The sequence below is a fragment of the Shewanella sp. SM21 genome (assembly GCF_025654335.1).
GTDB classification, from domain to species: domain Bacteria; phylum Pseudomonadota; class Gammaproteobacteria; order Enterobacterales; family Shewanellaceae; genus Shewanella; species Shewanella oncorhynchi.
This window is the reverse complement of record NZ_JAKKRL010000008.1, coordinates 154,630-181,339: the sequence shown is the minus strand read 5'-3', so window position 1 is coordinate 181,339 and position 26,710 is coordinate 154,630. Positions and strand designations below refer to the sequence as shown.

Below are 26,710 nucleotides of genomic sequence, written 5' to 3'. Positions count from 1 at the left end.
GAACCTATTAATAAATAGGTAATAATAGTTTCATTCGTTTGACCTTAGTCATCAAAATTTTACTGTGTTAAGGTTAAGCTATCCGAAGGTTGTTTTTAGTGAGTTATTTATCTAATTATGAAAAGTAAGGCAAGTCAGTCACAGGGATTACTACTGTTTCGGTTATCACAGACTCAAGTGTTTGCCTTAGGCACGTTGAAAGTGCGTGAGCTGGTGCCGTACACACAGCTAAGCAAAATTCCCCAATCTCATCCGACGATTCTTGGCGCTTCAACGATTCGTGGCCATACTATTCCTATCATAGATATGGCTGCTGCGATTGGTTATCGGCCGATAGCTCCTGAAGAGCGGGAAAAATGCTACATCATCATCACTGACTGTCAGCGGATGATCATTGGCTTTTTAGTGCGTGGTATCGATAAGATTATTGAATGTAATTGGCGTGATATTGAGGCGCCTTCTGCCAATTTGGGTAAGAATGCTTACTTGACTGGCGTGACTCGTTTTGAGGACCAGTTAGTACAATTACTCGATGTTGAGTTATTGCTGTCGAAAATTTTCCCGAATAACCCACAGGCAAATCGGGCAATCTTGACCGATGTGCAGCGTGAGAAACTCAAACCCATGAATATCCTGTTAGTGGATGATTCTAAGGTGGCACGTAAGCAGTTATCCGACGCCCTTGATATGATCAACATCCCTTATCGAGTGACCGCCGACGGTAAAGAAGCCTTAGTCATGATGGAACAAGCGGCACTAGAGCATCACCCCATAGATATTCTGGTGAGTGATATTGAGATGCCGGGACTTGATGGTTACGAACTGGCATTTGAGGTGCGTGATAATCCATTGACCGCCAAGGCCTACATCATTTTACACACGTCTTTATCCAGCGAAATAAGCGTGAGTCAGGCCCACCAAGTGGGGGCAAATGAAGCGCTGACTAAGTTCGATGCTCACGAGTTGATTGATGCCATGTTGCGTGGTGCCGATTTAGCCATGAAGCAGCGCCAATAAGGCGCTTGTTAGTTTTTTGTATGCTTTTTGCGGGACAAGGGTAATTTAGTTAGCTTATTTCCCCGCAAAACTAGACAAGTCTAGTCACATCCTATAAAAACCTTATTGGCCTCATTTCCGAAGGTGCGCGTTGGGGATCTCAACCGAAATATAATAACGACAGGTTAAACCATGAAACAAGAATCATCATTATTAGCTAAGTTGGCTAATGGCAGTCTCGTATTACAAATCTTATTAGGGATTATCGCTGGTGTGGTGTTAGCGAGTTTTTCACCCGATAGCGCAAAAGATATCGCCTTCTTAGGCAGTTTATTTGTTGGAGCATTAAAAGCGATTGCTCCAATACTGGTATTTATCTTAGTAGCATCGTCGATTGCCAATCAAAAGAAAAATACGCAAACCAATATGCGCCCAATTGTGATCCTGTATTTATTGGGTACCTTTGCCGCGGCGTTAACTGCTGTGATTTTAAGCTCTATTTTCCCCACGACTTTAGTTTTGGTTGCTGGTGTGGAAGGTACAAGTCCTCCACAAGGTATTGGTGAAGTGATCCATACCTTATTATTTAAACTGGTTGATAATCCAGTGAATGCGTTAATGACGGGCAACTATATTGGTATTCTTGCTTGGGGTGTGGGTTTAGGTTTAGCCTTACATCATGCTAGCGATTCTACTAAGCAAGTATTTGCCGACATGAGCCACGGCATTTCGCAAATGGTGCATTTCATTATTCGTTTAGCACCTATTGGTATTTTTGGTTTAGTTGCTGCGACGTTTGCTGAAACCGGTTTTGCCGCAATTGCGGGTTATGCGCAGTTATTGGCAGTATTATTAGGTGCGATGGCCATTATTGCCTTAATCGTTAATCCTTTAATTGTTTACGTGAAGATTAAACGCAATCCCTATCCGTTGGTATTTCGTTGTTTGCGTGAAAGTGGCGTGACGGCATTTTTTACCCGCTCGAGTGCGGCGAATATTCCGGTGAATATGGCGCTGTGTGAAAAATTAAATCTGCATGAAGACACTTACTCAGTCTCTATTCCGTTAGGTGCCACCATCAATATGGGCGGCGCGGCGATCACTATTACGGTATTGACCTTAGCTGCGGCGCATACCTTAGGCATTCAAGTCGATTTACTCACCGCATTGTTATTGAGCGTTGTCGCCGCTATTTCGGCTTGCGGCGCCTCGGGTGTGGCGGGGGGGTCATTACTATTGATCCCACTGGCTTGTAGCTTGTTTGGTATTTCTAATGATGTCGCCATGCAAGTAGTCGCTGTCGGCTTTATTATTGGTGTGGTTCAAGATGCTGCCGAAACCGCATTGAACAGCTCTACTGACGTTATCTTTACCGCTGCTGCTTGTGAAGCCGCTGAGAATAAAGCTAAACTGAGTTAACGAGTGCTGTTATTCGTATTGAAAAGTATTATGGAAGCAGTCACTTAGGTGGCTGCTTTTTTTATGGGAGTCGTTATGATCTTTTTTGATTTTAGAGTGCTAGATGCCGCAAAGCTCTGGTATGGGATAAATGACACTGTGATGGGCGGTTTGTCCCGCAGTAAGATGACGGTGTCACCTTTAGGCTATGGTGAGTTTAGTGGCCATGTGTCGCTGGCAAATGGCGGCGGGTTTGCTTCAGTGCGTTGTGAGTTTAGCCCTATAGATGTCAGTGAGTTTACTGGGATTTACCTCGAACTCGATGGCGACCGAACTAAAGACTATAAAGTGAATTTAAAGGATGTCGACACACCACAAAGTACGGTGTATCAAGCGCCTATGCCCACGCCAACTCACCAAACCTTTGGCGTGAGTAGTGCCAGAGTCTTGAATTGGCAGCGGATAGAAATTCCATTCCGTGATTTCAAGCCCCAATGTCGGGGTAAACCGATTTCCCGAGTGGCAATAGATTTAAGCCAAGTCTGTAGTCTAGGGCTAGTGATTGGTGCCCAGCAGAGTGGTGATTTTTCTTTGAAAATCAAAGAAATTGGCTACTATTAGCGTTTATAGTTGGTTTCTTATCATGAGTTTTTGCCCCTAATTGCTTGTCCCTTATTGCTTGCTATTGATGGTGCTGGCATTTCTAGGCTTCATTTAAGAAAAGAAAAGAAAAAGGATAAGGCCGAGGCACTTATCCTTATGGTGGGCAGGGCAAGGTTGTGAGTTTGGCGAAAGCTGCTGCTTAAGCGCCGACAATCCCTAATGGCTTGGCGGTTTGCCACGCGCCGCGGGTAAAATCTGGGAAGGTGACTGAATTACTGCGGTCATTGACTGAATGTTCACTTAAGATATTCACCACCGACCAAGACGCGCCATCGTACACATCCTGATCTAAGGCCTCGCCATTGCGCAGGCAATAAATCATGCGCCATAACATCACAAAATCCATGCCGCCGTGGCCGCCGTTAATCTCAGCTTCTTTGCCTATGCGTTGCCACAGAGGGTGATCATATTTGTCATACCACTTTTGCATGTCCATATCCCACTCGTGGTAACTCTGACCAAAGCCACCATTTTCGACGGCGATACGATTCGGGAAACCCGCAAACACGCCATTTGTTCCTTGGATCAAATTGTGGCGACTGTAAGGTCTTGGGCTCGTAGTGTCATGCTGCACCATAATGGTCCGGCCCTTAACGGTCTTAATCAGACTGGTGTTGATATCCCCATTGATGTACTTGAGCTGATTACGCTCATGATCGGCGGGAAATTCACGTTTAGCATAGAGCGCACGGCCAAGAGCGGGTGAACTCATCGAGGTTAGATAATCAAATCTATCACCGCGGTTGATGTTCATATACTGGGAAACCGGCCCTAAACCGTGGGTCGGGTACAAGTTACCGTTGCGCTTGGTATGCCAATAAGTCCGCCATGAGCCCGTCTTATGGTCTATTTCCTTCATCTGCCAACGTAGCTCGTGGATATAAGCGGCTTCACCGTGGAGCAACTCACCAAACACACCTTGGCGTACCATGTTGAGAACCATAAGTTCTTCACGGCCGTAGTTGACGTTCTCCATCATCATGCAGTTTTTCTGAGTGCGTTCAGCGGTATCCACAATTTGCCAGCATTCTTCTACTGTGAGTGCTAACGGTACTTCGACAAAGGCATGTTTACCGCTTTCCATCGTCTCTATCGCCATAGGCGCGTGCCATTCCCATGGAGTAGAAATGATCACAATATCAATATCATCGCGGCTTAAGAGATCGCGATAGCTCAGGTCATTACCAGTATAGACAGCCGGTTTTGGCCGATTCTGTTTAACGATATGATCCACGGCTCTGTCCAGCACCGCTGTGTGAGTATCACAAATGGCTTTAAGTTCAACGCCTTCTAAATGACAGAATTGCTCGATATGGCTAAAACCCCGCTCGCCAACACCGATAAAGCCAACTCGAACCACGTCCATCTTGGGTGCTATGAGTCCGATAACGGATTTACCCGCTTGTGGTTTAGGGGCGACACTACTGGCGTAGGCGTTGAGGGCAATATTGGCTGTGACGAGTCCGGCGGTAGCTGCACCCGCTGCTTTAAGAAAGTGACGACGATGAATGTTATGCATAGCGCTTCCTGCTTTATTTTTGTTTTGTAGGGATATTGAAATATCACTTGGTCTTATTTGTGCGGTAATTCACTTATGGGTTATATCAGAAACCCTATTAAAATTGGCAATAAAAGATGTAACAAACTCATTCATCTAGGAAGATAAGTCTTTTAGCTGCCTTTACTTTAGCGATAAGTAAATAGTGATAAAGATCGCGTTTTTATTTTTAGATTGAGCTACACTGCCGATTAATTAGTCAAAGGGATTTATCTTTTATATTTTAAATATTTAGCAAATTTAAATTAACCAAAAAGTTACATTTGACGGGCGATTTGAAGTAATTTGCTGCTGTGGGGAGTAAAGAGTTAAATGGGTTCTATGCTTAATGTACTACCACAACTGACATTCACTTTAGGTGATTGGGTATTGCATAAGGATATCAGGATGTCTGGGATTGAAAAACGCCGTCGCCTTCATTGGCGGGAGACAGATATGCAAAATCGTGAAATTATAGGTCGTTGGTTAGATGGGCGTCCTTTATTGGGGGACAAAATTACCCTCTATAAAGAAGACGATAAATATTTTTTAGAAACTTGGTTTAGCGATGGCTGCCATAGTTTAGATGAAGTCTATATGACGCAAACTCCTGAGGGCCATAAGCTAGAGGATGTTGGCGGCAATTTCTTTGGTGAATTTTTTATCGTTACATCGTCGCAGCAATTACAATTTTGTAATGAGCAGGGCTGTTATTTCCAAGCAGAAAAATTAGCGGCTGATGTCGATTTTGGTCAAGGTATACGCGTCGCTTAAACGACGACAGTAGAATCCGTAAATAACGAAGGTCGCACGATAGCTAAGAGCTAAGTCGCGACCTTTTGCTTTTATGGAATTGTAGCGAGTGGCTTAAGTTATTCAGTAAATGGATGTTTGCTGCTAAAAAACAGCGATTTACCCGAATAGGGATGGGTCAAACTTAAGCTTTGTGCATGTAAACATAAACGCGGTCTGGCCTTGATAACCTCGGCATCACCGTAAAATTCATCGCCTAAAATTGCATGGCCTAGGGCGAGCATATGCACACGTAATTGATGAGTACGGCCGGTTTCTGGCGAAAGCTCGACTAAGGTGCTGTTTTCTCGGCGCTCTAATACACGGTAGTGAGTGAGGGCGCTTTTGCCGCCAGTCTCTCCCACCTGTAGCGTTTTTTGATAGGGCGGATGTTCAGTGTCTGGCACTATCGCGAGGTCAATAATGCCCTGTTCCTGCTGCACATGTCCCATCACTTCGGCAATATAGACTTTCTTACTCTGTCTATCTTGAAACTGTGTTTTTAAATGCGACTCCGCTTTTTTATTACGGGCGAACACCATAATGCCCGAGGTCGCGCAGTCGAGCCTATGCACTAAAATCGTTTCTGGATAAAGGGCTTGTAAGCGGGTTAATGCGCAATCGAAGGTGTGAGCCGCTCGACCCGGATTAGACAATAATCCCGAAGGTTTATTGATGATAATCAGATCTCTATCTTTATAGCGTATGTCTAGCCAAGGAACTGCTGGGGGCTGGTAATCAAATATCTGCATCTTGTCCTCATTTTTGCGCGGCCATACTAGCAAAATTTACGCAGGCACACAGCATAATCTCATGCTTGCTTATTCTTAGAGGGGTGAGGGCAAATATTCTACAGGCGTCTTACGGCTCCAAATACGGGTATAAGCCATCAGCTGCGGATAAAAAGTGCGGAACGCGGTTTCGATTTCTATCTGCATTTTATTGACGACTTTATGGGCATCTTTAAACAGTGCGGCTTGCGGATGCTGTTTGGCCACTTGTGCTAAGGCTTGTTGTAATCCTTTTTCGGTGATGTAGCTGCCTAGCCAATCGGCGCTGCGCATTGTGGGCAAGAGTGTAAATAATGCCTCTGGATGGTATGGATCAACGCCTTGCGTGGCGAAAGAATCTAACGCGTCATAGGCCTTGCTACTGAATTCATCCAAGGGTTGGTGGTGATATTCTTCCCAATAGTAAGCTAAATAGTGATCGAAACTCACCGCCATGAGTTCTGCTGCTATGCTTCTTAAGGGCGCAGGGAAAGCTTCCATTAATTCAATCGTCAATTCATGGCTGGCGCAGAGGGTATTAATCTCTTGGTTTAGCCATAAGGCTTGGCGTAACTCCATTGGGGCTTGCGCAATTGGCGCTTGAATATAGTTACCTGCTACGTTGGCAGCAAGGTGGGTTTTACTGATGTCGGCGAGATGTAAGTGTGTAAGAAAGTTCATTATTTGTGCTTGGTTAACCACGTCGGTTCACGGTATCATGCACAAGCGCGCTTAGGAAAGCGCCGAAGCTAAAAATGCAGTATTTTTTCACTTTTTATTGATAATGACATTTGATTCGCCGTAAATAATTATGGCTGACTTCAACGTTGACATAGTAATCGATAAGGGAAAAGTGAAATAAAATCAATAACCTTTTTTAGGATCATGGATGATGTGGAACTGGTTCACCAAAATGCTCGGTAAAGACGAGCAGCAGAAGCGCAAAAAAGTGCTAATAGAAATCCCCTTTGAACAACACCGTTTCAGCATGGATGACTTTAGTCGCTCGCGGCTAAAATTCGATACCGATGACAATCTGCCCCAAGATGGCATCAATCCAGTGGAACCCGAGCAAGAAGTGGACACTGGCAATAAGTAATCTTGATCTTATTGGCCTCTAACCATAGACTAGCCGCCGTTCTAAGCTATCTAGAGGCCAATATGCGCGTTGCAGACTTTTCTTTCGATCTCCCCGATGAGCTGATCGCTCGTTATCCTATGGCGCAGCGTAATGCATCCCGTCTGTTAACCTTAGACGGCAACTCTGGTGCGTTAGGCGACAAACAGTTTACCGATCTGCTGGGGATGATTAATCCCGGCGATTTAATGGTGTTCAACAATACCCGAGTGATCCCCGCGCGCATGTTTGGTCAAAAGGCCAGTGGCGGTAAGTTAGAAATTTTAGTTGAGCGTATGCTCGATGATAAGCGCATCCTCGCCCACGTTCGTAGCTCTAAATCCCCTAAAGTGGATTCGTTAATTCATCTCGATGGTGGCTATCAGATGAAGATGGTCGCCCGTCACGATACTTTGTTTGAACTTGAGTTGTTATCCGAGTTAACCATCTTAGAAGTGCTTGAAGCAGTAGGGCACATGCCTTTGCCTCCTTATATCGATAGACCCGATGAAGATGCCGACAAAGAGCGCTATCAAACTGTGTATAACCAAAACCCTGGTGCAGTTGCCGCGCCAACGGCGGGTTTACATTTTGACGATGCCATGCTCGATGCATTAAAAGCCAAGGGCGTGAATGTCGCGTTTGTGACCTTGCATGTGGGCGCGGGAACATTTCAGCCAGTGCGTGTCGATACCATTCTTGAACACAAGATGCATTCCGAGTGGGCGAATGTACCGCAGGAAGTGGTTGATTTAATCGCGCAAACCAAAGCTGCGGGTAAACGTGTGGTGGCCGTAGGGACGACGTCAGTGCGCTCCTTAGAAAGTGCGGCACGCGCAAGCCTTGGCGAACTCAAAGCTTTTAGCGGCGATACTGATATCTTTATTTACCCAGGTTATGAATTCCAAGTGGTCGATGCTATGGTGACAAATTTTCATCTACCTGAATCAACTTTGATCATGTTAGTGAGTGCTTTTGCCGGTTTTGATCATGTTATGGCGGCGTATCAACATGCTATCACGCAAAAATATCGCTTCTTTAGCTATGGCGATGCGATGTTTGTGACGAAAAAAGCCCACTAGACCAAGATTTTGTTTTAAAATAGCCGCCCAAAGTGAGATTGTGCGGCAATTTTTTTCGTTAAAAGATTGAACCTTTTAACGCTGTCCCCATCTCTATTGTTAATCAAAATGGCATTAGCCATTAAAAATGTAGTCAGACTGTTTATCTGGCGAGGTGAATTATGAAATTTGAATTAGACACTACCGACGGGCGTGCGCGCCGTGGTCGGTTAATTTTTGATCGTGGCACAGTAGAAACCCCCGCTTTTATGCCGGTAGGAACCTACGGCACAGTGAAAGGCATGACACCGGAAGAAGTACGTGCCACTGGCGCGGATATTTTGCTCGGTAACACTTTCCATTTATGGTTGCGCCCAGGCGAAGAAATCATGCGTAAGCACGGTGACTTGCATGACTTTATGAACTGGCAGCGTCCTATTTTAACGGACTCGGGCGGTTTCCAAGTGTTTAGTCTTGGCGATATCCGTAAGATCACCGAAGAAGGTGTACATTTCCGTTCGCCCATTAATGGTGAAAAAATCTTCTTAGATCCTGAAAAATCAATGCAAATTCAAGATGCATTGGGTAGTGATGTGGTGATGATTTTTGACGAATGTACCCCGTATCCTGCCACCGAAGATGAAGCGCGCAAGTCAATGCAGATGTCTTTGCGTTGGGCGAGACGTTCGCGTGATGAATTTGACCGTTTAGAGAACCCTAACTCACTCTTCGGTATTATTCAGGGCGGTGTGTATGAAGATTTACGCGACGAAAGCTTAAAAGGCTTAGTCGATATTGGTTTCGACGGTTATGCCGTCGGTGGTTTGGCCGTAGGAGAGCCTAAAGCAGATATGCATCGCATTCTTGAGCATATTTGCCCGCAAATTCCTGCAGACAAACCTCGCTATCTGATGGGGGTCGGTAAACCAGAAGATTTAGTTGAAGGTGTACGTCGTGGTGTTGACATGTTTGACTGTGTGATGCCAACCCGTAATGCCCGCAACGGTCATCTGTTTACGAGTGAAGGTGTGATCAAAATACGCAATGCGCGTCATAGAGATGACACGTCACCACTTGATACTAAGTGTGATTGTTATACCTGTAAAAATTATTCACGGGCGTATCTTTACCACTTAGATCGTTGTAATGAGATTCTGGGTGCGCGTTTAAACACCATTCACAACTTGAGATACTATCAAATGTTAATGGAAGGTTTGCGCGGTGCGATTGAGACGGGTACATTAGACGCCTTTGTGGCGGACTTCTATACCAGTCAAGGTCGCGAAGTACCAGAGTTAGTCGATTGATTTTTTGCTAATAAGAAGAGAAAAACTATGTTTATTTCAAATGCATATGCAAGCGCTGCCGGCGCACCACAAGGTGGCGGCACGATGGAACTGATTTTCATGCTGGCGATTTTCGGCCTGATTTTCTATTTCATGATTTTCCGTCCGCAATCAAAACGCGTTAAAGAGCACAAAAATCTGATGTCTTCATTAGGCAAAGGCGATGAAGTGTTAACCAGTGGTGGGATTTTAGGCAAGATTGCAAAAATCAGCGACGAAAGCGATTACGTGTTACTGAGCTTGAACGACACAACACAAATCACGATCAAAAAAGACTATATTGCAGCTGTATTGCCTAAGGGCTCTATCCAGTCGTTGTAAGCCAAGAGGGCTCAGGCGTGTTAAATAAATACCCAATGTGGAAAAACATTATGGTGATGCTCGTCATCGCCATAGGTTGTTTCTATGCCGTACCTAACCTTTTTGGTGAAGATCACGCGGTGCAAGTGGTGGCGACTCGAGGTGCTGAAGTAACAGCATCTACCCAAGCCAGTGTGAACGAGCTGTTAGCCAGTAAGAGCATTGCGGTAAAGCGCTCTGAGCTTGAAAAAGGTCAGTTGTTAGTCCGTTTGCAAAATGCGGATCAACAGCTACTGGCGAAAGAAATCATTGCTGACAGTTTAGGTGACAAGTTTACTGTGGCACTTAACTTAGCGCCTGCGACGCCTAAGTGGCTTGAGTCCATGGGTGGTAGCCCAATGAAGCTTGGTCTTGACCTTCGCGGTGGTGTGCATTTCCTCATGGAAGTGGACATGGGCGAAGCGATTCGTAAGATGGAAGAAGCTAAAGTCGCTGATTTCCGTTCACAATTACGTGAAGAAACCATTCGTTATGCTGGTATTCGTGTTAATGCCACTGGAATTGAAATCAAGTTCCGTGATGCTGAAAACTTAGCGACTGCCGAGCGTTTTCTTAAGACTCGCAATCAAGATATGGTGTTCACCGACGCTAGCCGTGGCGAAGATTTCGCGCTGCAAGCTGTGATGAGTGAAGCTTATCTAAAGCAGATTAAAGAAGAAGCACTGCAACAAAACATTACCACAATTCGTAACCGTGTTAATGAGTTAGGTGTGGCTGAGCCTGTAGTACAACGTCAAGGCGCCGAGCGCATTATCGTTGAGTTGCCAGGTGTGCAAGATACGGCTCGTGCTAAGGAAATCTTAGGTGCAACCGCATCAATTGAATTTCACATGGTGGATGACAAAGCCGATCCGAATGCTGCGCAATCAGGTCGTGTACCTGCGGGTTCTGAAGTGTATCAGCGCCGCGAAGGTGGCACTGTGATATTGAAGAAAGAAGTGATGTTGACGGGTGATCATATCACTGGCGCACAACCTAGCTTTGACCAGTACAGTCGTCCTCAGGTCAGCATCAACCTCGACGCTAAAGGTGGTACCATTTTCTCTGACGTGACCAAAGACAACATAGGCAAGCCTATGGCGACTTTGTTCATCGAGTATAAAGACAGTGGTGAACGCAATGCCGATGGCAGCGTTAAGATGCTGAAAATTGAAGAAGTAATTTCGGTTGCTACTATTCAAGCCCGTTTAGGCCGTAACTTTGTGATCACTGGCTTAAGTCATGGTGAAGCACAAAACCTTGCGCTATTACTGCGTGCGGGTGCCTTGATTGCTCCTGTATCAATTGTTGAAGAACGTACCATTGGTCCAAGCTTAGGTGCTGAAAACATTCAAAGCGGTGTGCAAGCTATGGTATGGGGTATGGCAGTTGTCTTACTCTTTATGTTGGTTTACTACCGTAGCTTTGGGCTTATTGCTAACCTGGCTTTAACTGCAAACTTAGCCATGGTTGTGGGCGTGATGTCTATGATCCCTGGCGCTGTGTTAACCCTACCCGGTATTGCCGGTATGGTGTTGACGGTCGGTATGGCGGTTGACGGCAACGTGCTGATTTATGAGCGTATTCGTGAAGAGCTTCGTGCAGGACGTAGCGTACAGCAGGCAATCCATGAAGGTTATGGTAATGCTTTCTCAACTATCGCCGATGCGAACATCACCACCTTCATCACTGCGCTCATTTTGTTTGCCGTAGGTACTGGTGCGATTAAAGGCTTCGCTGTGACCTTAATGATAGGTATTGCGACTTCTATGTTTACCGCCATCGTGGGTACTCGCTCAATCGTTAACGCGATTTGGGGTGGTAAGCGCGTGAAGACTCTGTCTATCTAAGGGGAAGTGACAATGATTGAAGTTTTATCCTTAAAACATACAGTAAACTTCCTCCGCCATGCACTGCCTATTAGCATTATGTCGGCAGTGTTAGTGCTGTGCTCGCTGGTATCGCTCGCAACTAATGGCGTTAACTGGGGTCTTGATTTCACTGGCGGTACTGTTGTTGAAATGGAGTTTACTCAGCCGGTTGATTTGAATGCGCTGCGTGTGCAACTGACGACGCCAGATTCCGAAGGTGCGATCGTGCAAAACTTCGGTTCTAGCCGTGACGTACTTGTACGTTTACAGGTGAAAGAAGGCGTTAAGAGCGATGTGCAGGTTAAGTCTGTCATGGAAGCCGCACAGAAAGTTGACCCACAAGTGCAGCAGAAGCGTGTTGAGTTTGTTGGCCCACAAGTGGGTAAAGAACTGGCAGAGCAAGGTGCATTGGCGGTATTAGTTGCGCTGATTTGTATCATGATCTATGTGTCGTTTCGTTTCGAATGGCGCTTAGCGTTTGGTTCTGTAGCAGCACTGGCGCACGATGTCATCGTGACCTTAGGGGTGTTTTCGTTATTCCAATTGGAATTTGACTTGACCGTATTGGCGGGCTTGTTGACGGTGGTGGGTTACTCACTTAACGATACTATTGTGGTATTTGACCGTATCCGTGAGAACTTCCTTAAGATGCGTAAGAGCGATCCTGAAGAAATAGTTAACATTTCAATCACTCAAACGATGAGCCGTACCATTATTACAACGGGCACGACTTTGGTGACTGTTGTGGCCTTGTTCCTTAAGGGCGGCACTATGATCCATGGCTTTGCGACTGCATTGCTGTTGGGGATTTTTGTGGGTACTTATTCCTCTATCTATGTGGCGAGCTTCTTGGCCGTTAAACTGGGTATCAATCGTGAACACATGATGCCAGTTGAGATTGAGAAAGAAGGCGCAGACCAACCTCCTATGATGCCTTAAAGGTTAATTTCGAGTTAAAAAGCCACCTATGAGGTGGCTTTTTTTTGCATCAATTTTGAGGCATATCTGACATTCTGCTAGCAAACTCACAAAGTTATAGTCAGTTATGCTGTAAAAGGTGAATGTTAATTTATTTAACAACTGATGTAAAAATCAGCGCTCGACAGCCTCGGCTATTTAGCAGTAGGATGTCGGCAACCCATATTCTAGAGAGTTGTAGCCGTAGGATGTCGCATGGAAGAACGTAAAGTGTTAGTTGCTGGTGGTAATTTATTGCAGGCCCACACATGGAAAGGTTTATTGGAGGCCTGTGGCATTCATGTTGAACTCAGAGGTGAAGCGTTATTAGGCGGCATTGGTGAACTCCCTACTGGGATGCAAAACGTCGAGTTATGGGTAGGTGAGTCCCAATACGCGTCGGCACAAGTTCAATTGAATGCGTTGGATGTTGAAAGTCCGCAATGGCAGTGTGTGCAATGCCATGAGACTAATGAAGGCAGTTTTGAGCTTTGCTGGCAATGTAGCTCAGAGCGCAGCGAAAGCCACAACTAGCCTTTCACTGGCAACCTTCTCAGCTTTGCGGTGAGGCTGAAAGATTGCGTCTGCAGGATGAGAAGATTACACTTTGCTGATAAGCGGACATTCATCATGTCATTCAATATCTTATCTAGGAGTTAGTGATGCAGCATCCCAATGCATTTTCCGCCCTTGTTGACGCTATTCTGCCTAATATCACCGAAGTGACAATCGAAGCTTATCAGGCCGATGACCGCTGGCACCTTGTTGATGTGCGTGAGGATCGTGAGTGGCTGCAAGATCATTTACCCCAAGCGAAACATTTAAGCCGGGGTATTTTAGAGCGTGATATCGAAGCGCGTTTCCCCGATAAAAATACACCCATATTACTCTACTGCGCGGGTGGTGCGCGCTCCGCCTTGGCTGCCCATAATCTGCAACTTATGGGTTACACCCACGTTGCATCTATGATTGGTGGCTATAAGGGCTGGATACAGCGTCAACTGCCAGTCGTGCAGGACTAAGCGTTCAGGATCTCATCTAATGCAATATTTTCCCTTGTTTGTCGATACGGTTAATTTGAATGTTCTACTGGTGGGGGCGGGCGATGTGGCGAGCCGTAAGTTAGCACTGCTGACACGTACTGAAGCCAATATCCACGTGGTAGCGCCAGAGGTGAACCCTGAAGTGCAACGTTATGCAGATGCTGGCCGCATTTTGTTATCCCAGCGTGAAGTTGTCCATGCCGACGTTCAAAATTATGATTTGGTGTATTTAGCTACGGCAAACGACAGTCTTAATGCAGAGTTAGCGACCTTAGCTACCGCGCGTGGTATCTGGGTTAATGCCGTTGATAATCCGGCCTTTTGCCGCTTTATCACTCCTTCTATTGTGGATCGAGGTCGTTTAGTGGTCGCGATCAGCACTGCGGGCGCTGCACCGGTATTTGCACGCACGATTCGCTCGCGTTTAGAATCTAGCCTACCGCAGTCACTCAAACCGTTATTCGATTTTGTCGCCGATAGACGCGTCGAAGTACAAGATAAACTCGATTCAACCTCGAAACGCCGCTTATTTTGGGAGCGTTTTTTCGATACCAATGGCGACCGTTTCGATAGTCGTACCACTGAGCATTACCATAATGCGTTTAATAACTTAGTCTGCCGCGGCGAAATCCTTTTGTTGGATGATGCAACCTCTGTGGACTTACTGCCGCTCGCCGCCATGCCGCTATTGCAGCGCCTCGATTGTATATACAGCCAAGGTGATTTAAGCGTTGAACTCGCTGAACTTGTTCGCCGCGACGCAGATCGCGGTTTTTTACCCGCTTTCAGTGAGTTGAGTCAACAGTATGAGCTGGGTACGCGCATGCTACTGGTAGCGGATACGCAAAAAATCAGCTTGTTGAAAGCCCATTTCCCCATGGCTAAACATCTGCGACCCGGTGCGATTTAATTTCTTACCGATTCAGCCTTGGGTTCGATTTAACCTTTTGTTCGATTGCACTTTATGTTCGATTTCATGGGCGTATTCTATTGTTCGTTTGAGCTAATGCCGAGTCTCAGGTAGACTCGGCAGCCTTATTTTAGGATTTCGCTGTTTCAGGATTTCACTCTGCATTTAGGATGACTATGGCCCTCAAGGCGACCGTGTTTAAAGTCAATTTACAGATAGCCGATATGGATCGGAATTATTACCAAGACCATCAATTGACGCTTGCACAGCATCCTTCCGAAACCGATGGCCGCATGATGGTGCGTTTACTCGCGTTTATTGTGAATGCCAGCGAAACCTTAAGTTTTAGTAAAGGTCTGTGCGTCGATGACGAGCCAGAGCTATGGGACAAAACCCTATCCGGTGAAATTGATCTGTGGGTTGAGTTTGGTCAGGCCGATGAAAAATGGCTGCGAAAGGCCAGCGGCCGTGCCAAAGTCGTGCAGCTCTTTACCTATGGTGGTCGCAGTGTACCGATTTGGTGGAAACAGAATCAGCAAGCGTTAGAGCGTTATCAGAATTTAAAAGTGTGGAATATTGCCGAAGAGTCCGTCACGGCGATGGAAGCCTTTGTTGGGCGTAATATGGCATTGCAAGTTTCGATTAGTGAAGGCCAAATTTGGTTATCGGATAATGAAACCAGCGTGTTGATTGAGCCTGAAATTCTCAAAGATATTGAATAACATGTTTTGTAAAAAAAGAGCCTGCAATTGCAGGCTCTTTCCGTTTATCACTTTTAAGTATCAGTAAGAGTATCGATTTTGATTTATTTGAAGCTCAGTTCCCAGCTATCGATATAGCCAGCATCACCACGGCCACTGTCTACGGCTTTTAACTTCCATACGCCGTTCGAATTCGCACCTGTCATATCTGCGGTATAGCTCTTGTTGATATTGTCTGCACCAAGACCTGTGTTGTTATGCAGGGTAACCGTTTTTCCTGAAGGGCTGATCAGCTGCACTTTTAAGTCACCAATGTAAGGGTGGACTATGTTCACGACTGCAGTCACAGTACCTGAATCACCTGTGCGAGTAACCGTGATTGGGCTAGTGATCCCCGCCGCTTTGTTATCAGGAATATTATAGTTATCAGCATTGGTATAGCTCGTTGGCGTACCGCCGCCATTAGACGCTGTGTAGTTCGCCGTTAACGACACACCAGTGAAAGCCGAATCGCCTTTCACCATAGCATAGTAAGTGCCTGATTGTACGTTGGTGATTGGACAAGACTCACTATTGCCACTTTTATACGGACGGCAATCGTAATTAGTGGTGGTTGGCGCCGCGCCATATTGCACATACAAGTCCGCATCACCTGTGCCACCGTTCATCACAAAGCCTAGGTTAGTTGCACCTGCTGGAACCTCAAATGAAAAATGTAATTCTTCACCTGTTGCGCCTGCTAAACCTGTTTTCGCCACACCGTTCACCAGAACACTATCGCCCGGTTCGGTTGGATCGACAGGATCCGTTGGACCAGTACAAGATGCGTCTAGGAAGGCTTTTGCTGCAACTGCATTAACTAAACCATAGCCATAGTAGTTGTCACGACCTGCAGTACCAAGATCTTCTGCAGTCATTTTCAATGCGTTACGGACTTGCGCCGCACTACATTCTGGGTGGTAGCTCCACACTAAGGTCGCAACACCTGACACATGCGGTGTCGCCATTGATGTACCATTGTAGTACTCGTAATCTTTATTGCCTTGGTTGCTGACAGTGACTGTCGCGCCCAGTTGATTGCGCAGTGCTAAACCTGTTGCACGATCAACAGATACAGAAACCATATTGATTTCGTTGTTAGCATCGACAAGGAAGGGGTTTTGTAAGCCGGGTAATGCCGCGTTACTGTAAACAATCGTCGCACTGGCACCTGCATTCTTACAGGCTTTAGCTGCGTTAATTTCAGGGTAGCTAGTGCCTTGATTACCAACACGTTCCACTAAACAAATCTTATTGGTCATGTTGCCGCAGTTGAAGCTTGTGCCGCTAACGGTACATTCTGCCAAAGTTGCAGTGCTGGTACCGTTAAATGGTGCGGGGACATAGCTGCTACCAGAAGGTATCAGGCGATTGTGCGGTACGACACCTGAGTCAAAGTAAGACTGATTGCCGATAGTGATATCGGCTAAACGGCCTTCGCCACGGGTAACAGTCGATAGAACGGCTTCACCAGGGCCAGATATTTCCACTTGGTTGGTGTATTGGGAGAATGCTGAGTGGTCTTTATGGCTATCCACAGAGGCGACAGACATGACGCCATCGTAGGATGCTGGGTAGCTGTGAGTGCTATTCCCATCGTTACCCGCAGCAGCAATCAGGAGAACACCATTATTATAGTGGGCGGCCAGAGCGTTACGCTCAGTGGTGCTAGAACCTGAACCACCTAAACTCATAGTGACAACATTGGCGCCGTTGGTGACACAAGTGTCTACGGCAGCGACTAAGGATGAAGAGTAGCCCCAGCCAGATTCATTAAACACTTTGATCACATGAATATTGGCATTTTGATTTGGCATAACGCCGATCACGCCATCATTGTTGGCAATCGCCGCAATCGTCCCCGCAACGTGGGTACCGTGGGCGTTATTATTGCCCGGCTCAAACCAGTTACCCGTGCCTGAGTTATTGGTCCCTGTGACATTGTTGCCACCTAAGTCGCTGTGACTACGGTCGTAGCCTGAGTCGATAATACAAATAGTGCGGTTGCCCGCTTGGCTATCGCTTAGCTGGGTTGCTCCCACAAAAGTTTGGCCCCAAGGCGTACTTTCACTTAGAAAGCGGCGTGGCATATCTTCTTCGACATATTCCACATCAGCACGGGTTTTTAATGCATTGATCCCTTTGGCATCGAGTTTCACCGAGTAGCTGTTACTGCGGCCGATACGCTTCATTTCCTTCGCTTGTACTTTATTTAATGTGGTATGTTGGGCACTGATTTCAGCCATTTGTGGCTGATAATTCATTGTGGTTGGTAGCGTATCTGTTGTCGCGTCATTGAGTGACTGCAGATCACTCGTTGATTGCACACTATTGGCTGACATGATGGCCGCGGCATCAGTGTTTTTAAACTTCACAATGTAACGCTTTGGCAGTGGGGAGGTTTGTGCTTGTAATGCTACGGCAAAACCTGGGGCTTGTGGTGCTGCTTGTACACCAGCTGAGATCGCAATAGCTAAGCTTGAAAGGCTTAACGCTATTTTAGTGGTTCTGTTGATTGTCATGTTCTTCTTCCATGGTCAATTTAGTGTTAATCATTATTATTTTATGTTTCATAAGAATAACTACGACTCAGATGCTACTCGGTTAGTGAATTTATCTGCGACCACGTCATTTGTAAATCAATTGTTAACGGTATGGCGGTTGGTAAGTATTTGGATTTAATAGTCATTTATAGTGCATATAAATTCAAGTTGTAACGATTTGTAACCAAATTTTATTAAAATATTTGTTTTTTTATGTGATAAACGTGAATAAGTGAATACGAATTTACGACTTCATATACGGGTTTTTGATTGATTTTACCGTTATCAATGCATTGAAATTTATATATATATTTTTTTGTAATTAAAAATAATAAAAACAAACTTTAAGTTTTCATCATAATGATAATATTTTCTCAAGTGATTGATTATGCGAAATTGTTGCAAAAGGCTGTCAATAGGGTGGCAGTTGCCAATGGATTGACTTTACTTAGGCTGTTTGGGAATACGGGGGTTACTTATTTTATAGAACTACTAAAAAATCCTGTGTTCTTTCGTCCACAATGAATCTGGTAAGAACCTATTAATCCACCCCCTGCTTAATTTCGATATTTTACTTAGACAATAAAAAAGCGCCCTAGGGCGCTTTTAGCCGTTAAGCCTTGAATGGCTAGAGCGAGGTGAGAGTACTAAAGTGATTTATTCTTACTTCCCCACACTAGAGCCAATTTGATGGTTGTTAATTACTTAGCGGGCGTTTTTGCGCTTCAACTAAGGTGGAATAGCCGCCACCATTATAGGTTTGGGTGTATCCGGCAGCGACTAAGGCTTCGGTCGCAATACTGCTACGACGACCGCTGCGGCAATACAAGACGACGGGAGCATCTTTGGCGATGCCACGCTTAGCAAACTCCTCTGTCACTTGCTCAAAGGGAATATTGACCGCATTCGCTAAATGACCTTCGGCAAATTCTTCAGGCGTTCTAACATCGAGCACCATAGCGCCTGCGGCAATTTTATCCCATGCGATTGCAGGATCTTGGTCGGCGGCGCTGGCTATCATGGGCATTAGCAGCAGTGGCATGAGTACCAGTGATTGCAAGCTTAATAGGGCTAAGCGCATTAGACTTTGGCCACTGGTTACGAGGTTGTGGGTCACTTTATCTCTCCTTGACGGCTTTTCGGCACGCTTGTATTAGTCAAGCGTGTACTTGCTCACCTATCTCTTATCTCTTATCTTAACTCTTAAGTAGTGACTGTATGTGGCTTAGCTTTGTTTAGCAATTTCAGCCTCTGATTTTACACCCAATTTTCGTAAAACCATGGCGGCAGGACAAAAACCGGTAAAAGCACTTTGGAATAGGTTAGCGCCAACAAATGCGGTTAACCACAGAAAGTTGTGGTGCACATAGGCGGTTAACACCAGTGACAGTAACACCATCAATCCGGCAAAAGCCATAATACTGCGTTCTAATGACATACCTTACTCCTTGAAGCCATCTTGGTGATGGCCTTTGTTGTGGTTAGTTTTGTGTTTGTATCTGAACAGTATTCATACGGTTTTTCATGGCCGTGTAGTACAGCACAGGGATGACAACTAAGGTCAGTATGGTCGAGATAAAAATACCAAAGATCAGACTGATCGCTAAGCCATTGAAAATCGGATCATCAAGAATAAACAATGCCCCTATCATGGCTGCAAATGCAGTCAGCATGATAGGTTTAGCTCGCACGGCGCCAGAGTGGATCACTGCCCGCTCAAAGGGCACGCCGGATGCGGTTTCTTGATTAATAAAATCGACCAATAATATCGAGTTACGCACAATAATCCCCGCCAGCGCTATCATGCCTATCATGGACGTCGCGGTGAATTGTGCTCCGAGCAGGGCATGTCCAGGCATTACGCCAATCACAGTCAGTGGAATTGGCGCCATGATGATAAGCGGCACCAGATACGATCTAAACTGCGCGACCACCAATAAATAAATCGCAATCATACCGACCGCATAGGCGATACCCATGTCTCTAAAGGTTTCGTAGGTGATCTTCCATTCGCCATCCCAGAGCACGGCGACTGAGTCTAACCCTGTGGGTTGGTGAATATAATGCTGATCAAACCCTAAGCCATCGACGCCATCGATTTTGCCCGCCATATCGAACATGCCGTAGAGCGGGCTGTCCAGTGGTCCCGACATATCGGCGACAACCATGATCATAGGGATCATATTCTTATGGATAATCGGTGCATCGATTTTGCCGCGTTTGATGGTTACCAGCTCAGACACAGGCACGGATTGCCCCGTTTGGCTCAGTAACTTCATATTCAGCACTTGATCTAAATCGACTTTCGCGCCTTCGTTTAATTGCAGGCGGATCGGTATCGGTTGTTTTTGCTGGGCTTGATGTAAATAACTCACATCTTTGCCGCCAACGGAGGTGGCAATCAAGTCGACAATATTGCTGTAGGGCACGGCCATCAGGCTGGCTTTACTGCGGTCGATCATCACTTGCCATTTTTGCTGGGCTGCGGGCAAGAAAATATCGATATCGACCACATCTTTGGTTTCATGGAACAGCGCCTGCATCTCGTAAGCGGCTTGCTCGCGGATTGCGGGGCTTGGGCCATACACTTCAGCAACCAGCGGCGACCACACCGGCGGCCCAGGTGGCACTTCAACCACTTTGATATTGGCTTGATATTGCTCGCCAATTTGCTGCAGTTCGTCTCGCACCGATACCGCTATGCTGTGGCTGTCGCGCTTGCGGTGTTTCTTATCCACTAGGTTCACTTGGATGTCGCCAAGCTCTTGGCTGTGACGCAGGAAATAGTGGCGCACTAAGCCGTTAAAGTTCATTGGCGCGTTAGTGCCCGCATACAATTGCAGATGCTCGACCTCAGGGACGGTTGTTAGGTAGCGACTCAAATCCTGCAATACTCTTTGTGTTTGCTCTACGGGAGTGCCTTCTGGCATGTCCACCATCACTTGAAACTCTGACTTATTATCGAAGGGCAGCATTTTAAGCACCACGAGCTGACCCACGGGGAGCGCGACGGCGATGCCGATTAACACAAATACGCCGGCAGCCAGTCCCACTCTTGCCTTACGGGCATTTTTACCCAGCAGGAAAGGACCAATTAAGTGAGTAAAGAGGCGCACCATCTTAGTTTCAGCTTCATCCTCGTGCGAGGCTTGGGCAGTATCGTGTTGGTCATTATGTTTCAGCAGTTTATGACTGAGCCAAGGAGTGACCACAAATGCCACAACGAGGGAAATTAACATGCCCATACTGGCGTTGATGGGGATCGGGCTCATGTAAGGCCCCATTAAGCCCGATACAAAAGCCATCGGCAGCAAGGCTGCGATAACTGTAAATGTCGCCAGAATCGTCGGGCCACCGACTTCATCGACCGCCACAGGAATAAGCTCACTAAAAGACTTTTTGCCGAGTGCCATATGTCGGTGGATGTTTTCTACTACGACTATGGCATCGTCGACCAAAATGCCGATGGAGAAAATCAAGGCGAACAAGGACACGCGGTTTAAGGTAAATCCCCACGCCCAAGAGGCGAAAAGGGTGATCGCTAGCGTGATAATAATGGCCACGCCCACGACTAAGGATTCGCGTGCGCCCATGGTTAAAAAGACCAGCACGACTACGGCGCTGGTGGCAAAAATCAGTTTTAAAATAAGGGTGTTAGATTTATCCGCCGCGGTTTCGCCATAGTTACGTGACACTGTGACTTCGACATTTGCCGGGATCAACACATTGTCGACTTTAGCTATCCGCTCAATCACACTGTCGGCGATGTCGACGGCATTTTGGCCTGCTTGTTTACCAATTGCGATTGTGACAGCGGGATAAATGTCGGTTTTATCTGCGTGCCAAACGCTCTGTTTAGGGATATCACTTTTTAAGCTGATTTCGGCAATATCTGCCAAATAAATCGGAATATTCTTGCCTTGTTTATCTTGATAGACACTGACGACTAATTGCTTGAGATCGTCGATGGATTGTAAAAACTGCCCAGCCTGAACTTTAATCTCTTGATTGCCTTGCACTAAGGATGCAGGCATAGAGACCATATTATTGTCATTCAGGCTTTGTCTTAACTTATCGTAGGTCAGATTAAAGCTGTTCATCTTGGCGGGATCGATACGTATGTTGGCCACCATATCGTGCTGGCCAACGGTATCGATTTCGCGAGTGCCGGGAATACGCTTAATTTCGGTTTCTAATCCAAGGGCGACATGGGTTAGCTGCTCAGCAGACACTTGCCTGTCCTTTGACCATAAGGTCAAACTGACAATGGGCACATCATCGATGCCGCGGGGTTTAATTAGCGGTTCACCCACGCCAGCGCCCCTTGGTAATTTATCCATGTTGGAATAAATCTGGTTGTATAGGCTGACGATGGCATCATTGCGCGCAACACCGACCTTAAAGATGACGATGATCAGCGCGCCATCGGGTTGGGAGAACGAGTACAGAGTATCGATACCTTTGATTTCGGAGATCACTTGTTCCGCTGGCAGGGTGACTAAGTTTTCAACTTCCGTGGGTGTCGCGCCGGGAAAAGGGATAAACACATCGGCAAAGGTGACATCAATTTGTGGCTCTTCTTCTTTTGGTGTCACCAAAATGGCGAATAAGCCAAGTAAGAGCCCGAGAAGTGCTAATAGCGGCGTGATGGCGCTATTTTGAAAGGCAGCGGCAATTCGTCCGGAAATCCCAAGTGTGGTTTGTGGTACTGGAGCATGTTTCATAAAACAACCTCGACAAAGCTTAAGTCGCTAGGGAATTTATTGCTTCTTGCTGAGCAACACTTGGTAGGCATCAACGGCCACCTTGTCACCCGACTTAAGGCCCGCAAGCACTTCTACCTCGCCATCTAAGGGCTCAGTGACACGGACTTGGGTCAGCACAAAGGCTTCGCCTTGTTTAAGGTAAACACTGCTCAGTTCGTTCATTGTGAGCAGTGCAGAGGCGGGCAGTTGGATTTTTTCCCGATCGCCATTTTTAAAGGAAGCTTTTGCCCAAGTACCGGGTTGAAGATTGGCTTCATTTTCTGGCAGATTAATTCGCACTTGATAACTGTGGCTGACGGGATCGGCGAAACTAAAAATCGTGAGGTCAGTTGAGGTGAACTCGCGCCCATCACTTAAACGGACGAGAAATTCGGGGGAATTTTTAAGTTGGTTAATGTAACGCTGTGGCACTTGGGTAATGGCGCGCATTTGACTCGCGGAAAACCCTGAAAGTAGTGCTTGTCCTGGGCTTACGGTTTCGCCAAGTTCGACAAAACGCTCAGTGACTATGCCACTAAAAGGCGCTGAAACGACAGTGTATTTTAAGGATTCGTTGGCTTTGATGACACGGGCTTGTGCTGCACTGACGGCTTGTTCTGTTGCTTTAGCATTGGCGGTGGCTTCATCCATCGCGCCCTTAGAAATCGCGCCTTGGGGAAATAGCTCTTTATAACGTTTGTATTGTGCCTGAGCTTCGACATTTAAAGCCTTCGCTTTGGCTAGATCAGCCTCAAAGCTTGCCAGTTCAGCGCCTTGCTCTTTACTGGTAATTTCCAGTAGGGCGGCTCCTTCGGGGACGACATCGTTAACATCGTAGTTGAGTTTGACAATACGACCAGAGGTTTGCGCCGATACCGTCGCCGCTTTTACTGCTTCAATGGTGGCGTCTAAGGTGACCCAATTCGGATAGGGTTTATTTAAGACTTCGATGGTTTCGACTGAGGCAGCCTGAGCTTGAGTACTGGAAAGTGCCAGCAGTAAGAAAAAAGCACGAGAAATTGATGTCATAACTTATATCACCCCAGATGTAATTTATGAGAAAATTCTAATGGAGTTGTTTTCAATAGGCAATCAATATTTATTAGAAAAATTTAATGTAGTGTTTTTACCTAATTTAGGAATAAGGAATAAGGCCTATAGCGCCTTATTCCTCATGCTTCAGAGCTTCAAATTAAGCCTAAAATTTAGTCATTTAAATAATAGGTTAGTGTGGAAACGATGCGAATTTGTTTAATGTAAGGCGTGCTGCTATCGCGGTCTGAAATAGTGAACTGGCCTTGACTCGCACTTTTAATTTTTCCGAGGCGAGAATCCGAATCCTTAGCAAACTTTTCAGCCACTTCGCGGGCATTTTGAGTCGCTTCTTGCACCATGATAGGTTTGACTGAGTTGAGATCGGTAAACAGAAACTCAGTGCGATTATCATAATCTTGGCTAGCGATCGCTATACCTTCTTTTACTAAGTTAATCATTTGCTTACGGGTGTTCAGCATGAGATCAATCTGTGGGGTATAAACCGATAGGTTCACTTTTGCCGAGTAACGGTATCTGACGTTGGGATCGACATAACCTTGGGCTTGGCGATCTTCAATTGAAGGCAAAGAGACAGTAATTTCGCTGTCGCTAAAGCCTTGTTCCTTTAAAAACGCCACAACACGATCGGTTTTTTGCTGAACCGTCTCATAGAGTTTAGGCAGATTGTTATCGACCTCAGTGAAATTGATTGGCCAAATTGCCACATTGGCTTTGACTTCTTTTTCCGCTAAGCCCTTTACCGTGACAGTGCGTTCCATGGCTTTCATTTGCAATAGTGCTGAGCTTGCTGTCTGGCCTACATAAACAAGTCCAGCGCAAAGGAAACCACCTAACAGCAGGGCAGGAAGGATGTTACTTTTTTCCATAAAAAGAATCTCTTGATTAGATGAACTCAGTCTACGATACCGAATAAACCTCAGTCATGCACTGGGTTTATTCGGAATAGATGCCGCTTAAGGCAGAGGAGATTATGTTGAGAGATGAGTTTTGAAATATCTGTTTAAAGCATTTATTTTTCAGGAGGGATGGCGCTTGGCTGCCATAATTCGACTTTATTGCCATCAGGGTCAATAAACCAGCCAAAGCGGCCAAATTCTGAATCTTCAATACCACCAATCGGTTGACCGCCACCTTGCTCTACTTGTAGGAGTGCTTGCTCTAAATCGTCAACGACAAAGTTGAACATAAACCCTTTATCTGAGGGGGCGAAATAGTCCGTGCTATGGGCGAAAGGAGTCCAAACATGGTAGCCAAGAGTTGATTTATCTGTGTGATAAAACGCGGCGCCTCCCCAGTTTTCAATAGGGACTTGAAGATGGGTTTTGTACCAAGTTGCCAAGGCAACGGGATCGACACTTTTAAAGAAAATTCCACCGAGTCCAATGACTTTAGCCATAGCCGTAGCTGCATTTACAGGAGTATGAATTAACTTTAGGCAATAAATGCTTAAGATACAAAAAAGCCGCAAAAAATGCGGCTTTGGTGTTAGGAATTTATCTTAGAACTGGTAGCTGTATTGAACTGAGTAGTACATACCACTTGATTCAGTAATCGCATTAACAGGGCCTGCGATTGCGCTGTTTTCGATCAGGTGAACTTCTTCACCTTTAATATAAGCGATACCAAAGTCAACCGTGTTTTGTGGGTTGATGTGGTAGCTCATACCCGCTGTATACCAGTTACGGTCAGAGTCTGGGAATGAAATAGAGCTGATTTCGTCCACAACGCCTTGGTCATGCATATAACCCGCGCGCACGGTGAATTGTTCGTTGATTGTGTAAGTGCCACCTAGGCTGAATAACCATGAATCTTTCCATTGGTATTCTTTCAGCGCAACATCACCTACGGCTTGAGTCACTCCAACAGCTGGAATGGTTGCAACACCATCTTTAGCTGTGATTTGTTCAAAATTACCCCATTGGGTGTGCTGTGCTGTATAGTGCAGAGCAAACTTAGGGGTGATTTGATGAAAACCTGCAACTTGGAAGATATCCGCTAGCGGTACATCTAAACTATCAAAACTGGTGGCAACAGCCACTTGTCCAACATTTGGTATATTGGTTGATGTAATGGTATTAACATCACCTTTAACATTCACTGTTGGGCTGAAACGGTAGCTGATACCGAAACGATTGTCTTTATCTAACTCAATTGTGGCACCCACAATACCACCAAACGCCCAACCGTCAGCGTCGACGTCAACCAGAGGTGTCGCGCCCATGTTACGGGTTAAACGGCCTTCACCGTAAATGGCATCAATACCAGCACCGATACTGAACATGTCATTAATACGGTATGAAAGGCTGGTGTTAAAATTAACCGTTGTTACTTCTGTTTCGCCAAGCAGATCATAAGGTGCTGGTGAGCCTGCTGGTAAACTCTTTGAAAGTGAGCTGGCATCGGTACCGGTACCAAAGTTAGAGAAAGCGGCAAAACCTACGGCGAACTTATCGTCGATGGGGTGGATGTAGAAAATATTAGGGATAATTTTAGAGCTACCCGCGTCATCGATGCTGCCTAAGTCAACGGCACCACCGGCAAAGTTAACGTCTTTAACATCAACAGTAATATCGGCATAAGTTAAGCCGAAGGAGATCGCATCTTTATCGAATAATGCCATAGCAGCAGGGTTACGTGATAACACAGAAGCGTTATCGGCAATAACCGCATCACCCGCAAATGCACGGCCCATACCCGTTGCTGATTGGCTGTTTAGTTGAAAACCTGAAGCTAAGGTTTGTGTGCTTGCTAATGCGACAGAAACGGCAATGAGTGTCTTGTTGAATGTTTTCATTATTATTCTCTCTATTTTTTATAAGTATTGGA

General features: G+C 45.9%; 25 protein-coding genes. 14 read left to right on the top strand and 11 right to left on the bottom strand.

What is annotated here, in order from left to right; translation table 11 throughout:
* Positions 1-117 precede the first annotated feature (117 nt).
* The 3 genes from L5L94_RS12720 to L5L94_RS12710 all read left to right on the top strand — a co-directional run bounded on the left by L5L94_RS12720 (position 118) and on the right by L5L94_RS12710 (position 3,015).
* Positions 118-1,017, top strand: a complete 900-nt coding sequence (locus L5L94_RS12720) for a chemotaxis protein CheV (protein ID WP_028761082.1) — start codon at positions 118-120, stop codon at positions 1,015-1,017.
* A 171-nt stretch (positions 1,018-1,188) separates the two neighbouring features.
* Positions 1,189-2,415: a serine/threonine transporter SstT gene (gene sstT, locus L5L94_RS12715; RefSeq protein ID WP_113941009.1), complete on the top strand. Its 1,227-nt coding sequence runs from the start codon at positions 1,189-1,191 to the stop codon at positions 2,413-2,415.
* Positions 2,416-2,490: 75 nt separating this feature from the next.
* A complete protein-coding gene (locus L5L94_RS12710; RefSeq protein ID WP_263163452.1) occupies positions 2,491-3,015 on the top strand; it encodes a CIA30 family protein in 525 nt (174 codons plus the stop codon).
* A 181-nt stretch (positions 3,016-3,196) separates the two neighbouring features.
* Here L5L94_RS12710 and L5L94_RS12705 read toward each other — a convergent pair whose 3' ends face one another.
* Positions 3,197-4,576 carry a Gfo/Idh/MocA family oxidoreductase gene (locus tag L5L94_RS12705; RefSeq protein ID WP_263163450.1) on the bottom strand — a complete coding sequence of 460 codons (1,380 nt, stop codon included), beginning with the start codon at positions 4,574-4,576 and terminating at the stop codon, positions 3,197-3,199.
* Positions 4,577-4,927: 351 nt separating this feature from the next.
* On the opposite strand from L5L94_RS12705, the gene L5L94_RS12700 reads away from it, so the two are divergent.
* Entirely contained in the window at positions 4,928-5,368 is a 441-nt protein-coding gene (locus tag L5L94_RS12700; RefSeq protein WP_131523165.1) for a hypothetical protein, read from the top strand.
* 98 nt (positions 5,369-5,466) lie between these two features.
* Here the strand turns inward: L5L94_RS12700 and L5L94_RS12695 are convergent, their stop codons facing one another.
* Entirely contained in the window at positions 5,467-6,138 is a 672-nt protein-coding gene (locus L5L94_RS12695) for an RluA family pseudouridine synthase (RefSeq protein ID WP_263163448.1), read from the bottom strand.
* A 75-nt stretch (positions 6,139-6,213) separates the two neighbouring features.
* A complete protein-coding gene (locus tag L5L94_RS12690) occupies positions 6,214-6,837 on the bottom strand; it encodes an acyl carrier protein phosphodiesterase (RefSeq protein ID WP_263163446.1) in 624 nt (207 codons plus the stop codon).
* Between the two features lie 208 nt (positions 6,838-7,045).
* Here L5L94_RS12690 and L5L94_RS12685 point away from each other — a divergent pair, with 208 nt between their 5' ends.
* From L5L94_RS12685 to L5L94_RS12640, 10 genes are all read left to right on the top strand, one after another.
* Positions 7,046-7,255, top strand: coding sequence for a hypothetical protein (locus tag L5L94_RS12685; protein WP_263163444.1), 210 nt, complete (start codon positions 7,046-7,048; stop codon positions 7,253-7,255).
* 62 nt (positions 7,256-7,317) lie between these two features.
* A complete protein-coding gene (gene queA, locus L5L94_RS12680; protein WP_263163443.1) occupies positions 7,318-8,355 on the top strand; it encodes a tRNA preQ1(34) S-adenosylmethionine ribosyltransferase-isomerase QueA in 1,038 nt (345 codons plus the stop codon).
* A gap of 161 nt (positions 8,356-8,516) precedes the next feature.
* Positions 8,517-9,641, top strand: a complete 1,125-nt coding sequence (tgt, locus tag L5L94_RS12675; RefSeq protein ID WP_006082277.1) for a tRNA guanosine(34) transglycosylase Tgt — start codon at positions 8,517-8,519, stop codon at positions 9,639-9,641.
* Positions 9,642-9,668: 27 nt separating this feature from the next.
* The gene (yajC, locus tag L5L94_RS12670; protein ID WP_007649452.1) at positions 9,669-10,001 is read left to right on the top strand and encodes a preprotein translocase subunit YajC; all 333 of its coding nucleotides are present in this window, start codon (positions 9,669-9,671) and stop codon (positions 9,999-10,001) included.
* 17 nt (positions 10,002-10,018) lie between these two features.
* Entirely contained in the window at positions 10,019-11,869 is a 1,851-nt protein-coding gene (gene secD, locus L5L94_RS12665; RefSeq protein ID WP_263163441.1) for a protein translocase subunit SecD, read from the top strand.
* A gap of 12 nt (positions 11,870-11,881) precedes the next feature.
* Positions 11,882-12,829 carry a protein translocase subunit SecF gene (gene secF, locus L5L94_RS12660; RefSeq protein ID WP_263163440.1) on the top strand — a complete coding sequence of 316 codons (948 nt, stop codon included), beginning with the start codon at positions 11,882-11,884 and terminating at the stop codon, positions 12,827-12,829.
* A 234-nt stretch (positions 12,830-13,063) separates the two neighbouring features.
* Positions 13,064-13,381, top strand: a complete 318-nt coding sequence (locus L5L94_RS12655) for a DUF2007 domain-containing protein (RefSeq protein WP_028761071.1) — start codon at positions 13,064-13,066, stop codon at positions 13,379-13,381.
* A 128-nt stretch (positions 13,382-13,509) separates the two neighbouring features.
* Positions 13,510-13,869, top strand: a complete 360-nt coding sequence (locus tag L5L94_RS12650; protein ID WP_028761070.1) for a rhodanese-like domain-containing protein — start codon at positions 13,510-13,512, stop codon at positions 13,867-13,869.
* A gap of 19 nt (positions 13,870-13,888) precedes the next feature.
* A complete protein-coding gene (locus L5L94_RS12645; RefSeq protein ID WP_263163438.1) occupies positions 13,889-14,800 on the top strand; it encodes a bifunctional precorrin-2 dehydrogenase/sirohydrochlorin ferrochelatase in 912 nt (303 codons plus the stop codon).
* Positions 14,801-14,976: 176 nt separating this feature from the next.
* The gene (locus tag L5L94_RS12640; RefSeq protein WP_113941666.1) at positions 14,977-15,522 is read left to right on the top strand and encodes a YaeQ family protein; all 546 of its coding nucleotides are present in this window, start codon (positions 14,977-14,979) and stop codon (positions 15,520-15,522) included.
* 83 nt (positions 15,523-15,605) lie between these two features.
* Here the strand turns inward: L5L94_RS12640 and L5L94_RS12635 are convergent, their stop codons facing one another.
* From L5L94_RS12635 to L5L94_RS12600, 8 genes are all read right to left on the bottom strand, one after another.
* Positions 15,606-18,062 (bottom strand): S8 family serine peptidase, encoded by a 2,457-nt coding sequence (locus tag L5L94_RS12635; protein ID WP_263163436.1) that lies wholly within the window; start codon positions 18,060-18,062, stop codon positions 15,606-15,608.
* Positions 18,063-18,780: 718 nt separating this feature from the next.
* Complete coding sequence (locus L5L94_RS12630; protein ID WP_263163434.1) at positions 18,781-19,200, bottom strand: rhodanese-like domain-containing protein; 420 nt, start codon at positions 19,198-19,200, stop codon at positions 18,781-18,783.
* A 108-nt stretch (positions 19,201-19,308) separates the two neighbouring features.
* The gene (locus L5L94_RS12625; RefSeq protein WP_105252075.1) at positions 19,309-19,521 is read right to left on the bottom strand and encodes a DUF2892 domain-containing protein; all 213 of its coding nucleotides are present in this window, start codon (positions 19,519-19,521) and stop codon (positions 19,309-19,311) included.
* Positions 19,522-19,564: 43 nt separating this feature from the next.
* Complete coding sequence (locus L5L94_RS12620; RefSeq protein WP_263163432.1) at positions 19,565-22,807, bottom strand: efflux RND transporter permease subunit; 3,243 nt, start codon at positions 22,805-22,807, stop codon at positions 19,565-19,567.
* A gap of 36 nt (positions 22,808-22,843) precedes the next feature.
* The gene (locus tag L5L94_RS12615) at positions 22,844-23,857 is read right to left on the bottom strand and encodes an efflux RND transporter periplasmic adaptor subunit (RefSeq protein ID WP_212601835.1); all 1,014 of its coding nucleotides are present in this window, start codon (positions 23,855-23,857) and stop codon (positions 22,844-22,846) included.
* Between the two features lie 176 nt (positions 23,858-24,033).
* Positions 24,034-24,750 (bottom strand): SIMPL domain-containing protein, encoded by a 717-nt coding sequence (locus tag L5L94_RS12610; protein ID WP_028761062.1) that lies wholly within the window; start codon positions 24,748-24,750, stop codon positions 24,034-24,036.
* Positions 24,751-24,893: 143 nt separating this feature from the next.
* The gene (locus tag L5L94_RS12605; RefSeq protein ID WP_173244012.1) at positions 24,894-25,280 is read right to left on the bottom strand and encodes a VOC family protein; all 387 of its coding nucleotides are present in this window, start codon (positions 25,278-25,280) and stop codon (positions 24,894-24,896) included.
* A gap of 102 nt (positions 25,281-25,382) precedes the next feature.
* The gene (locus L5L94_RS12600; protein WP_173244015.1) at positions 25,383-26,678 is read right to left on the bottom strand and encodes an OmpP1/FadL family transporter; all 1,296 of its coding nucleotides are present in this window, start codon (positions 26,676-26,678) and stop codon (positions 25,383-25,385) included.
* Positions 26,679-26,710: the final 32 nt, after the last annotated feature.